The 12,799-nt window shown below is 58.0% G+C and carries 6 protein-coding genes and 6 pseudogenes; 9 read left to right on the top strand and 3 right to left on the bottom strand.

The genetic code is table 11. The annotated features are described in order from the left end of the window. Positions 1-14: 14 nt before the first annotated feature. Positions 15-1,047 (bottom strand): annotated as a pseudogene (locus NKH17_RS24790) (IS110 family RNA-guided transposase). 236 nt (positions 1,048-1,283) lie between these two features. Between NKH17_RS24790 and NKH17_RS24785 the strand changes: the two are divergent. Both NKH17_RS24785 and NKH17_RS24775 read left to right on the top strand, forming a co-directional pair. Beyond that, positions 1,284-2,418, top strand: a pseudogene (locus tag NKH17_RS24785) (IS3 family transposase). A gap of 1,015 nt (positions 2,419-3,433) precedes the next feature. After that, positions 3,434-3,850: a hypothetical protein gene (locus tag NKH17_RS24775; protein ID WP_352972551.1), complete on the top strand. Its 417-nt coding sequence runs from the start codon at positions 3,434-3,436 to the stop codon at positions 3,848-3,850. Positions 3,851-4,685: 835 nt separating this feature from the next. On the opposite strand, the pseudogene NKH17_RS24770 reads toward NKH17_RS24775, so the two are convergent. Then, positions 4,686-5,709 (bottom strand): annotated as a pseudogene (locus NKH17_RS24770) (IS3 family transposase); the annotation flags it as partial. A 636-nt stretch (positions 5,710-6,345) separates the two neighbouring features. On the opposite strand from NKH17_RS24770, the gene NKH17_RS24765 reads away from it, so the two are divergent. From NKH17_RS24765 to NKH17_RS33485, 7 genes and pseudogenes are all read left to right on the top strand, one after another. Next, positions 6,346-7,860, top strand: coding sequence for a hypothetical protein (locus tag NKH17_RS24765; protein ID WP_352972548.1), 1,515 nt, complete (start codon positions 6,346-6,348; stop codon positions 7,858-7,860). Positions 7,861-8,018: 158 nt separating this feature from the next. Further along, a complete protein-coding gene (locus NKH17_RS24760) occupies positions 8,019-8,879 on the top strand; it encodes a hypothetical protein (RefSeq protein ID WP_352972545.1) in 861 nt (286 codons plus the stop codon). A 334-nt stretch (positions 8,880-9,213) separates the two neighbouring features. After that, positions 9,214-9,825, top strand: a complete 612-nt coding sequence (locus NKH17_RS24755; RefSeq protein WP_352903163.1) for a hypothetical protein — start codon at positions 9,214-9,216, stop codon at positions 9,823-9,825. A gap of 48 nt (positions 9,826-9,873) precedes the next feature. Then, a pseudogene (locus tag NKH17_RS24750) lies at positions 9,874-10,467 on the top strand (helix-turn-helix domain-containing protein); the annotation flags it as partial. After that, the gene (locus tag NKH17_RS24745; RefSeq protein WP_502910624.1) at positions 10,403-10,840 is read left to right on the top strand and encodes a tetratricopeptide repeat protein; all 438 of its coding nucleotides are present in this window, start codon (positions 10,403-10,405) and stop codon (positions 10,838-10,840) included. The pseudogene NKH17_RS24750 and the gene NKH17_RS24745, both read left to right, overlap by 65 nt. Positions 10,841-10,918: 78 nt before the next feature. Then, positions 10,919-11,056: pseudogene (locus NKH17_RS24740) on the top strand (tetratricopeptide repeat protein); the annotation flags it as partial. A gap of 680 nt (positions 11,057-11,736) precedes the next feature. Next, positions 11,737-11,940, top strand: a pseudogene (locus NKH17_RS33485) (hypothetical protein); the annotation flags it as partial. 28 nt (positions 11,941-11,968) lie between these two features. Here NKH17_RS33485 and NKH17_RS24730 read toward each other — a convergent pair. Then, the gene (locus tag NKH17_RS24730) at positions 11,969-12,790 is read right to left on the bottom strand and encodes a helix-turn-helix domain-containing protein (protein ID WP_352901806.1); all 822 of its coding nucleotides are present in this window, start codon (positions 12,788-12,790) and stop codon (positions 11,969-11,971) included. Between the last annotated feature and the right edge of the window lie 9 nt (positions 12,791-12,799).

The raw sequence follows: 12,799 nt of genomic DNA, 5'->3' as shown, positions 1-12,799 counted from the left end.
TACTGCCTTCCCGGTCAGATAGCGGCTGGCGAGGCCTCCCGCGTCCAGCGGAATTCGGTGCCGTCCACCCACATGCGGTGCGTGATGACCGCCAGCCGGCGGGCGAGTGCGACGATCGCTTTTCGCAGACCGCACCGCTTGGCGACATTCATCGCCCACGCCTTCAGCCATGACCACTTCTTGACGCGCGTTAGCATCACTTGGGCGGCTTCGTAGAGCAAGGTGCGCATCATTCCGTCGCCGCACAGCGAGACGCGACCGACGCGGTGACTTTCACCTGATTGGTTGAGCACCGACGTCCGTCCCAGGATGAACCCCACCGTTTTGGAGTTTCTGAATCGCTGTGGAATGTCGATCGTCGCGGTATAAGCCAGCGCCACCACAGGACCGACGCATCGTCATCAAGCGCCGACAGACCTCATCGTCCCACACGATTCTCAGAAGTCTGCGATGTAGAAATGTAAACTGTTCTCGCAGCTTGCAGCGCGCCTCCAGCAGCGGCGTGACAATTTCGGCCAGTTCACAGCGTCCTTCGACGAGCTCGCGAATCCGATCCTCAAACTTGACGGTCCCGACGAAGCCAACCTTGAGCCCAAAATTGCGCAACAGGCCGCGCAGGTCGTTCTCGATGGCGAAGGCCTTTTCCTGCAGCAGCTTGCGCGCCGTCAGCAGCGCGCGGCGCTTCTGGCTCGTCAGCGTCTTGACATGCACCGGGCGGAACAGGTTGACGCGCTTCATCTGTGCGATGCCGCGCGCATCATTGCGATCCGTCTTGTTCGGCCGCGCCTTGAGGAATGCCTTGGTGTGTCGGGTCTCGATGCAGATTGCCGGCAAACCGGCCCTGGCCAGGCCTTCGAACAGCCATTGCGACAACGGTCCGGCCTCGAGCCCGATCCGCTCGATGCGCAAGGCGGGATCTTTCAGAACCGCGGTGAGGTCGTCGGGGTGGCTGACCACCTTGACCTCGCGGCAGATCTTGCCAGTTTCATCGACAATGCAAACGGCGGTCTCTTTTACCGAGATATCCAATCCGGCATAATGCTTCATGCTGCGTTTCCTTTCCTGATGCTTGTGGCCGTAGCTGCAGACCACGTTCTATCATCAGCTCGGAGCGCAGCACCTCCGTCCATCACCGTCGAAGATGGGGCTCAAGCCGAATATCCCATCTGATTCAGTCTCCTTGGGAAAAGGAGATTGAGTCGATGATGGGCGAGCGGACTGTGATGCAGGAAGCGCTGTTCTACGAGTTCAGCATCGAACGGAAGCAGATGGTCTGATGGCACGTGACGGGCGCGGACCAGGTCGTCCACAGCCTGGCGGACATGATCGGCTTTCGCATGAAGATGATCGCCGCCGGCTACGAGGACGGCAACGACGCCAACCGGCTGCGCTCCGATCCGGTCTTCAAGATGGCCAAGCATGCGCTGCCGTCGGGCCGGGATCTGGCCTCCCAATCGACGCTGTGCAGGCTGGAGAACCTGCCCGGCGTGCGGGAGCTGGTCGCCATGGGGCGGGCGATGGTCGACCTCTATTGCGCCTCTTTCCGGCAGGTGCCGAAGCGGATCGTGCTCGACATTGACGACACCTTTAATGCCGTGCATGGCGGCCAGCAATTGCGCCTGTTCAACGCCCATTATGACGACGGCGAGCTTCGCGAGCGGATGAAGGCGATCGCGCAGGAGCGTCGCCGGTTCGGCTACCGGCGTCTTCTCGTGATGCTGAGGCGGGAGGGCCTGGTCGTGAACCACAAGAAGCTGTTCCGGCTCTATCGGGAGGAGAAGCTCGCCGTTCGCCGCCGTGGCGGCCGCAAGCGGGCGATCGGGACCAGGGCGCCGATGGTGGTGCCGCTGAGGCCCAACGAGCGCTGGTCGCTCGACTTCGTATCGGACCAGCTCACAGACGGGCGCCGCTTCCGCATCCTGGCCGTCGTCGACGACTGCACGAGAGAGTGCCTGGCACTCATCGTTGATACGTCTCTCTCGGGCATGCGGGTTGCCCGAGAATTGGACCGGCTCATCACCGAGCGCGGCCGGCCGAGAATGATCGTCAGCGACAATGGCAGCGAGTTCACCTCGAACGCCATCCTCTCCTGGGCGGATCAGAACCGCGTCAAATGGCATTACATTGCGCCCGGCAGATGCAGAATGGCTTCATCGAGAGCTTCAACGGCCGACTGCGCGATGAACTGCTCAACGAGACGCTGTTTACTTCGCTCGCTCAGGCACGCGTCGCCATCGCCTGTGGCGCGCCGACTACAACACCGCGCGGCCGCATTCCCAAATCGCCTGGCGGACACCGGCCGAGTTCGCCACCACCTTCAATCTGCGACGGTCGCTCGCGCTGCGCTGTGCCAAAGGCTCCGCGCCAGCGCCCGTCGCTCCACCCGCCCAGCAGGGCACCGGTGAGATGCATGAATAGACGCAGCATGATTTCAAGAAAGCAAAACACGGTTCAATTTAATAGTCCAAAGTATGACAAAGTTCGGATCAAAGTCTTGCGGGCTGATTGGAAATGAAGCTTGCAAGCTGTTTCGACCTGCTGGCGTCCCGGCGGTGAAGCACCCCGATTCAAATGTGCTCAATGATCGGCGCGATTGCGCTCCAGCTCCTCCGGGCGACGGCTTCTCCACCTCTAATCGTGGAGCCTCAACAGGTTCTCCCTCTGACAAGGTCAAGGCGGCTGATGAGGGGTTTTAGACATTAGCTGGCGTGAACTCGATCCCAATTGCAGCGGTTAATCCGGATCGGCAGTTCGACCGCCCTGGGGTTGGAGTTGAGGTAAGCTTGGGCGTAGGCTCGACTCACGCAGCGCGGTCCGGATGAAACGCTCAGTCAGTGCGCGCGTCGCCGGCTTGTCAAACCCACAGGTCGGGCAGTAGTCAGATACTTACCGTCAGGGAAACGCGCGATCTGAAGCGTATTGAGTGCGCTTCGGTCTCTAACGGGTCGGAAAACCTAGACTAAGTCAAAAACTCCTGTGATTGCTCAGGAAATGGGGGTAGTAACAATGGAATATGCTTATGGGCATGATTCATTGAAGGGGACTTGCGACAATAGCCGCTGGGGAGGGGCTCAACGCGGTCAACGGCGACAGTGCCGAAGATGCGACTTGAGACCGTTTAAGAGAACGTGCCGTTGCGGTACTGCTCGCTGGTGTTTCTGACGACGAGCGCGCCGACATTCAGCAGTTCGTGCGCAAGCTCGATGAGAAAGCGCTCAGTGCAGTCGAGGCGCAGAAAGTCCTGAAAGCTATCATGTCGGAGTCGCAGACTCTGCTCCCAGTGGCGCGGGGGCCGGGATGGTGGAATGTGGCGTGCGATATATTGCAGTCTCCGCCGTGGATGTCTTCTTCTCGCTCTGGCCTTTTGGACGTCGCAAGAAGGGCTGAACACCTCGCTGACGTTCATTGTGGCAATGCTGGGCGTGGCAATCTGTTGTACGGCACAGGGGCGCAGGAGGTCGGAACCTTCGGCTCGAATCCGGAACTGGCGGCCCAGTTGCTTCAAGTGCGCGAGGAGGCAAAGGCTACTGTGACAAGGCTGGTGGAGCCCGTGGAGGGGGGCGAAGCTCCTCAGCCCAAAGCGCCCGACGGACCGGCAATTGCACTGCCGAAGGCGATTTCCCCCGGCGCAGCGAACCTAGTGGTCGCGGGCGGCGCGGCTGTGCTCACGGCATTCTTCGGCCGGGGGGTGATCACCTACCAGAATCAGATCCGGCAGGTGTTCCGTGACTACGATCAATACACCAAGGTGAGGCTTGAGTTCTACGACGCTGCGGTGAACGAGTGCACCGATCCCAACGTGCTCGATAAGTCGCTCTCAAGGCGCCGGAAGCGGGCCGATCGGAGTTGATGGATGATACGCTGCGAAAAATTCTCCAGAGCGCCTACTTGAGACCGGGCTTGGCGCGCTTACGGTAAAGCGGAGGACAACGGGTTGGAGTTCATTGTGTTCGAGCGCGATCTGGGAGAGAGCGGAAGGATCAAGCTCCACGGTGCCGCTGCCAGGTACCACAAAGTACGCCGCCGACCTCAGCTACTTCAGTTTCCGCGGCGTTGTCGGCAACGGCGAGCAAAATGACCAATGCCTGGTGCGTGTGTCGCAGGATTCGTGTCTGTTCATCATCACGGTAAGGGATGCTGCAGACGTCAATTGAGTGCCCCGCGTCGTCATTCGTGCTTAGCGCTCGATCGTTAGTGGTCGAAAGCGAGGACCCGGTGGTACCACGATGAAAATTGGTGAGACAGCGATCTGCCTGTCGCTGGCGCTGACGCTGTGCGCAGCCCCGGCGCGCGCAGACACCTGGCCAGCCGCTGCTCTCGGACGAGGCGCTCGCAGGCTGGTTGACCACCTTCAACGAAATTAACATCGAGAGCCCAACTGGTGGACTTAACCTGGTGCTTGTGACGCACCTCAATGCACTCAATGACTGGATCCACACCGGAAGACATCCGCCGGTTCCGGGAGTGGAAGCGTGACGACGAGATCGTCAGCGGACTGATTCCGCTCGCCGCCGGGTTGCGGTCGGAGAACCGGAGCCCGGCGACATTGGTCCTTGGCAACGTGGTCGACAATACTAACGTGTGTTATGTAATCGCCTATTTTGCCAATACGCCCGAGATAGGCGCGGACGGCCAGTACAATCTGCTGCAGGTGGTCCAGCAAGTAGCAAGCTACGCTTTCAGGCGATTTGGGAATGCGGCCGCGCGGGGTTGTAGTCGGCGCGCCACAGGCGATGGCGACGCGCGCCTGAGCCGCCGAAGTAAACAGCGTCTCGTTGAGCAGTTCATCGCGCAGTCGGCCGTTGAAGCTCTCGATGAAGCCATTCTGCATCTGCCGGGCGCAATGTAATGCCATTTGACGCGGTTCTGATCCGCCCAGGAGAGGATGGCGTTCGAGGTGAACTCGCTGCCATTGTCGCTGACGATCATTCTCGGCCGGCCGCGCTCGGTGATGAGCCGGTCCAATTCTCGGGCAACCCGCATGCCCGAGAGAGACGTATCAACGATGAGTGCCAGGCACTCTCTCGTGCAGTCGTCGACGACGGCCAGGATGCGGAAGCGGCGCCGGTCTGTGAGCTGGTCCGATACGAAGTCGAGCGACCAGCGCTCGTTGGGCCTCAGCGGCACCACCATCGGCGCCCTGGTCCCGATCGCCCGCTTGCGGCCGCCACGGCGGCGAACGGCGAGCTTCTCCTCCCGATAGAGCCGGAACAGCTTCTTGTGGTTCACGACCAGGCCCTCTCGCCTCAGCATCACGAGAAGACGCCGGTAGCCGAACCGGCGACGCTCCTGCGCGATCGCCTTCATCCGCTCGCGAAGCTCGCCGTCGTCCGGCCTGCTGGTCTCGTAGCGAACCGTCATGCGGCAACAGCCGATGGCTTTACACGCCCGCCGTTCGCTCATCCCGAAGCCTTCCTTCAGCTTTCCGCTTGGCCGCGGGCGTCACCATTCCTTTCCCACAACATCCTTCAACGCGGCATTGTCGAGCATGGCGTCGGCCAGAAGCCGCTTCAGCCGCGTGTTCTCGTCCTCCAGAGCCTTCAGTCGCCGAGCCTCGGAGACATCCATCCCGCCGAAGCGGGCCTTCCAGTTGTAAATCGAGGCGTCGCTGACCCCGTGCTTGCGGCACAGATCGGCAACCGATACCCCGGCCTCATGTTCCTTCAAAATTCCGATGATCTGCTCTTCAGAGAAGCGGCTACGTTTCATGTCCTGGTCCTCTCGATGGGCCAGAACGAACTTCAAACCGGATTAGATCAGAGGGGCAAGGTCACTGACAAACAAGCCTCGACCGGGGGGCTGGTAGCATCCATCTCAGAAGGAGTCGTGAAACCGAGGTCGCTGTCATCGGGCAATGCGGTCTGAGAAAAAGACAGGCCTCATGCTAACAAGTATCCGGTTGACTTTTTCGTCGGACGCAGGTCGTTGCCAACTATCGTAAACGGGAGTACTTTTACCTTTTTAAAGGTGGGACTATGAGTATCGGCGCCACCGTTCCCACGCTTCAGAAATTGACTCGGACGCTACTTGCCGGTGTGCGCCTTGCAGGGCCGCTAGCTCGGGATATCGTTACTGCAGTTTATCTCTTAGTTGTACGAAGATGGATAGTAAGTGTGCTGGTTATGAGCATACTACTTTCTTGGTATTTGGCTCGCCCAAAAGGAGAACTTCATCTGGTCTCTCTGCCTGCTGTTACAAAAGTAGCCGAGAAAAAGCAGTTAGCGACCTGATTTATTTCTTTTATCAGATACTTACATCGAGCACGCAGTTACCCTGCATTCTCAACTCTCTCTCGCGATGGACTTCCCTGCTTACGAAGTGCCGACTCCGAAATCCTCGGCTCCAGTGCCATCAAATCTGGATGAATTTATTGAGTCTTTCTTCATCGACACTTCGGCCAAGAGTGAGTCTATAACGTTTTCCCTTCGTCTTAACGCGTTAGCAATTATAAAGCGAACATATGATTTATTTGGTCTGACTGATTACTATATTGTAATTCACAGCATCGATGCCGCACCGTGCGCCGACGAAAGCTCTGCGAAATGCTTAGCGGTGGTGGCTCAGTATTGGCCATCGGCCCTGCGGCCCCAACGGCTAGTCGGCACGAAAGCGGAGTTGGCACAGAATCTGTCCGTCCTGGTTCTGCGCGGAGCGCTACGAAATGCTGGCGATGAATGGCGAAGTCAGGCATCGCCTGGCGACACTCCTCCTTTCATAATGGCCCCAGATATCCCCTCGACCATGGTCGGTTTGGACGCCGTGGCGAAAGGTGTGCAACTACTACAACTCGGCCCAGCTCATGAGGCCTGCCGGGACAAGACAGACCTTGAATGCATAAAGGTCGCACAATCCTTCTTTGAACTTAGCATCGTCGAGGAAGCCAAGGCAGCAGAACAAACGCTTAGCCCCATCGCTGCATTTGGTCAGTCGCTCATTGAAATCGATTCCGCTCTTCGGGCATCCCGAAAGCTTGCCTCCGAGCTAACTGTGGAGGGGCATCTGCACATGGCCGAACTGTCGGCTACTCGAGCGCTAACCAGCGAGTCCCTTCGGGCTATTAGCGAGTCTACGCGGTGGGATGATTTCCACCTAGATCTCCTACAGCTTGGCGGACTTCGGCCGAATCGTCACCTTATAGATTTGTCACGTCGGTTCGCGTGCGCTCTGGCTGATTACCGTCGAGCTGACTGGCAAGGATGCATAAAAAAGGTTCGCGAGATAAAGGACGTTCCGTCATCTTTGCAGCCCTATTTAGAGGCGGCTCAAACCGACGCGACTTTAGGAACTGCGACGGCTGAAGATCTACAGAACGAGTTAAAGGCTCTGAACGAGCGTATTGGCTCGCTTGGCGGCAATTCCGATGCTAGTTCAAAGCTGCGTTTTGCGCTTCGACGAATCATGCTGAAACATGTATGCAGTCGCCCAGATACCGCTGACTTGGCCTCATTTGAAGAAATGATTCGGGCGACGGTGAATGACGCGCCGAGTGTTGATGCAAGGAGAGGGGTTTTGCTGCAGAGCGCGTCCTGCCGGACTGCTCAGACCTACCCTTCCACCTTAGCAGTCGCCGAAATTATAAAACAAGTCAAAGGAATGCGCGCGGGGGGTGATCGGCCGCGGTTTATGCTCCTAATTTCTGAGTACCGGCTGCGCAGCGGAGATTTAGACGACGCTTACGAGACGGCAGTTGAAGCACTCGAGCTACCTTGGGCGGGTGCCTTTATTCGGAATACCAGCGACTTCGCACGCTTACTACAATACGGGGCAAAAGGAGAAGCTCTTTACTTGGCCGCCTTGTCGGTACCTAACGAGACGGCGAGCATAGAGACCTGCGAGGGAGGCGACGAGTACGAACCATGAAACATATTAGGGTCGCGTTGCTTTTAATCGTTTTTCTACTATCCCTATCTGCTCTCGTGAATGCAGGCGGTATCACGTTGGCCCATTCCTATCGCGAGGGTAGCCCAGTGGATCGTTGGGCCAACCATTTAAAGGATTGCTTAGAGTCCCGGACCGGAGTGTACATTGACGTTATAGGTGAGGGCACTCTGGGCCGATCCGGTGATCTCGCTGAGGCTGTTAAGCGTGGCTCAGTTGATATAGCCATCCTCCCTGCGACATCGTTATGGCGGCAATGGCCTGAGCTTTCGGAATTGGGCCAGTCAGCCCCAATTTCTGACCCGGAACAGATGATGGGTTTGTCACAGAGCACTCGATTCCTGTCCCGGGTCAACGAGATCGGCGAGCGGTCGTATGGGTTAGGGGTGCTCTCTATAGGATGGGAATTTTCCGTTCTGGTGGGACGAAAGGGAGGGCTAAGCGACGATGCGTTGCATGGTGGAACATTCTTGATTCCGCGTGCGGCAAAGGAGTTCGCCAAGCCTATCGATGAAGTCGATCTTCCAACCAAGTTAATTCGAAGGACTGGCGCCAGTTCGATCGCTGTGGAGCTTCGTGACATTCCCAATGCATTGGGCTCAGTGATGGTGAACGGCGCTCTGGTAAGGGTCGATGCCCTGCTTGGGGAAACTCTGGAGAGTAAGTGGTTAGATGATTATGGTCAGTTGCAATGGTCGGACGACTACGTTCTCTTTCCTACACCTATTGTTGTCATAGTGAACACGACCTCGTACGTGTATCAGGAGATCTTTCAAACCTTTTCGGAACACTCGGCCTACAGTTGCCTGGATGAGACGAGGCGGTTCAACATGTCTACCTTTGAAAGAGCCCGTGCATTGGCTGGCAAGGCGAGAGGCGGAGGGATCAGCGTCATTGAGGTCACTGATATTTGGAAGGATGCATTTAGGAGCGTCACTGCCAAGCAAGGGTCTCCTAGCGACAAGATAGCAGAGGCAGTTAGAGAAGAACTGCTGAATTGAGGGCTCTGGCTGGGAAACGCTTATCAGCGCGCCCGTCGAAATGGACTTAGTCGACCACGAGGTCGGGCATGCTCCTGCAAGGGTCCCGACCGACAACTCGGTGTGCTGCTGTGAGCCCGCGTAAGAACGAGAGCTTGCGGCCTACCTTATGAAGCTCGTGGTTCGGCTTGAGCGGCGTCGATACGTCTTCTTCATCTCTCCCTTGTTCCCTCTAAGTCTACGCTGTTTCCATGGCTCGACATCTACTGGAGCAAGATTAAGCGTTGGCGGCGAAGACACCAATTTTGAAGCCCACATGCCCCGCCCTTCTAGCTGTTAATCTGGAGTGGCTCGATTGGAAATTTTCGAAATCGCTGCCATTGCACTGATTGTATTGCTGTCGGTGTATGGATTCTGGCTCTATTACCGCGCGGTTGGTTCATTTCCAGGTGAACCTCTCCGGCCTCTCGGCCATTGGCTGAGGGTTCTTGTCGGGGTGTTTGATGCCTTCATTCTGTTCATGATCCCTCCATTTCTGGCCGCGAATGGCTGCGGGACGTTCCCCACCTCCTACATTATCGGGCGATTAGTGATACCGGCGCTGGTGCCACCGGGCTATGACGTGGACGGATCGCTGCTGCAACGCATAAGCCAGACGGCCCGCGACTTCGTTTTTGACAAGGTCTTTTCAAAGGTTGCTGCACTGATCTTCGTGGTCGTAGTTCCTTGGGTGATGAATCGCCTGTTCGGCGAGGCTCCCTTGGTCCAGAATTATCTCGTTTTCCTTGCCACGCAATTTCCTCCGCCTCCGCTGCAAGTTTATAAGCAGTTCACTTCTCACGCTTTTGCCATGAGTGGATGGTTTTATGTTGCTCTGATGATGTATCGACCTCGCAAGCCAGTCCGCTTTCGACATAGGCGGCGAGCTAGAGCACGTCCTGTGATCGATGAATCGATTGTGATGTGACGGCTGCGTTTTGTGCTGATTCAACATCCATCTCGATGGAGGTTGATGATGGGAAGAGCATTGAGCGTGGATCTTCGGTCGCGGGTCTTGAAGGCTTCGGGACGAGGGCATGTCGGCGCGGCAAGCGGCGGCGCGGTTCGGCGTGGGAGTGTCCAGCGCGATCCGCTGGATTGCGCGGGCGAAGATCGGCGAACTGGCGCCACGCCCGCAGGGCCGCCGCCGCGCCTCCAGCCTCGATGCGCATAAAGCCTTCATCGTCGGGCTGATCGAGGAGCGCAAGGACATCACGCTGAACGAGATGGTGGAGCGGCTCGTCGCCGAGCAGTCAGTGCGGATCAGCCGCAGCGCCTTGAGCGCCTGGCTTCGCGGTCACGGCTGGACATACAAAAAAAGGCCGCGCACGCACTGGAGCAGGGTCGCCTCGACATCCTGAAGCGGCGCCGGGACTGGTTCGACGGCCAGCTCGATCTTGATCCGGCGAAGCTCGTGTTCATCGATGAGACCGGCCTCTCCACAAAGATGGCCCGCCTGCGTGGAAGAGCGCCGCGCGGCGAGCACTGCCGGGCCGGCGTGCCGCATGGGCAGAAGGCGTCTGCGAGCATGCATTGTCACAACTCGAACAGCAATGGCGAGCTACGACTTGGCACTTTCCATTCGACCGGATTTTGTGGACGCTCTCGTCAACAGGGGTGCGGCCGGGCTCAAGTTGGGAAGGGCAGTGAAGGCCGAACAAGATTTCAAGGAGGCGCTCTCACTCAATCCGAAGAATTTGCTCGCTTCCTACAATTTGGGACGTGTGTACGTGGACCTTGGCCGGCTCGATGACGCCATTGAGCAATTCAGCCAAACTCTCCTTATAGAGATAGAGCCGGCACATAGGTTGGCCCTGTACAATCGAGGCATAGCCTACTTCGAGCAAAAGAAGGGTGAGCAGGCGCTGGCCGACTTGGACGCAGTGATCCGGATGTCCGAAGCCAACGCTTCGCCATTGAACGGCTCACCAACGGGCGATTAATTACGACCTGTCTGATTTCTCGTCGCAGAATGGCGTCCAGGCCAGCGAGGCGGCGCTCGCTTCAGCCTATCCAAACGCGGGATGCTGTATCACCTAAACGGCAGCTTCGATCTTGCGATTGCTGATTATGACAAAGCCGCGAAGTTCAATCCTGACTTGAAAGACACTGCCCTCCTACGAGGTAAGGCACAGCGGCTGGAGAAAGTGACGTGGTGAATGGGACTTAACGTTCGCGTAGGGTCAGGTCGACTCAAGCCGCAGCGCGAACGGCAGCGTTTGAGAAGGGCCATGAACGTCGCGAAATGGCGCTACCGACCTTTCTCAGGAAGGCTGCACACCGACGCGATCGTCCTTTCGCCTTGCGCAAACCTCCCTTCCGAGTGAGGCGTTGAGTGCGTCGGCTTGGTGGACTGAGGCACTTCTGAGTGGGACAACAACATCGACAAACATTGGAAAAGATTGGAATACTCTGAAGTCCCACTGATCTCTAAGCAATTGATTTTTGTGGCTTTCTGAACACCCTCCGGGCCCACCATTATCGTTATTTATCAATGGCTTAGCGGATTTTTGGCCTTCGGTTAGCCAATTATATCTGGCGAACCTCATTGCATCACTTTGATATTATTGACTTATGGTGGGCTGCCGACAACGGCTGCTGCCACCGGAACTCAACGTCATCGAGATAGCCTGCCAGGATCCGAACAAGCTCCTGCTGACCGGCCACGTCAACGAGACGGGAACGCACACGACAGTGGGGCGCGACGCCCTATGTCGCGGATACCGCGGGGTTCCACACATGCGGGGTGCTGGGGACGGAAGACGAACTGGTCTGGTATTTCGACAACGTCGAAGTCGCGCGCGCCACAGATGGCGGGCGGCACCGACAGACCGTCGACATGGATTCAGGTATCGTCCGAGATACGGTTTGTTGCTCCGTCCTGATGTGGCGCAGCCTGAAATCGCGCCAGACGCCACGAACTCCATTGATCTTTGCGCGAAGCGCCCTGCGTGACATCGCCCTGAACCTGTTCACCACCCTCGACATCCTGCTCCAGGAACGCAGCGCGACAAGGGTTGCGCCCAGGCTCCGGCGAAGCACCTCGGCGATGAGCCGCACCCTGTCGCGGCTCAGGGAGGCGCTCGGCGATCCGGTCTTGGTGCCTGCACAGGCGCGGCGGCAACCGGCTGGGCCTCGGTCAGGAAAGACAGCACGACCGGGGGTAGCGCTGCGGAATTGGGCGCATAGATGCCGCAACGCGATATAAGACTCCTCTTGTTGACGTGCTTCCCCAGATAGTGCCAGACGGTGCGGGTGGCGTAGGGGAGATTGTTGGCTCGCCACGATATGCCCATAGTAATGCCCCGCAGGTACCGCCGCTGGTACGTTTCGAACGGCATGAGGATCGTCTGTCCAAACGTAGGGGTCTCGCCGCGCGTCAGTTCCGTCAAAAATATGCGCTGGTGCCGATACGCCGCGAGCCCAGTATAGCGTGAACGCTGTACGATGCCGTTTTCGGCATCTTCGATGCGCTCAAGCGAGGAAACCAGAACTTGTCCGCCATTCTCGCGCAAGTGAGCGCAGGTGCAGACGATCCGGTCAGGCCAGGACAGCGACGTGTGCCACGCCTGGTAGAATCCGAGATAGGGTTCGAGTGCATGCAGGTCGCCCGGAAAGGCATCCGCTAGCGGGCCTGTAAGGTCGGCGTGTCGGCGCCGCTCGCCCAATTTGCTGCGGAACACGCCCGGAGGAAGGTCGAAATCGGCTGGTTCGAGGCCAAAGGCTGCCGCGATCGTCAGGAGATTATGGGCGGAAGGAAGGGTTCCTGCATTGAGGTAGCGGTTGAACTGCTGCCGGTTGATACCGATGGTGCGGCACAAATCGGATACCGATCTGTGGGTGCTGCAGGCAAGTTTCAGGTTGCTGCTGAAATTGGCCCATGGCTTGCTCATGGAGGCAGT

The sequence above is a fragment of the Mesorhizobium sp. M1334 genome (genome assembly GCF_040317995.1).
Classification (GTDB): domain Bacteria; phylum Pseudomonadota; class Alphaproteobacteria; order Rhizobiales; family Rhizobiaceae; genus Mesorhizobium.
The sequence above is the reverse complement of the archived record's forward strand: the minus strand, read 5'-3'. Positions and strand labels throughout refer to the sequence as shown.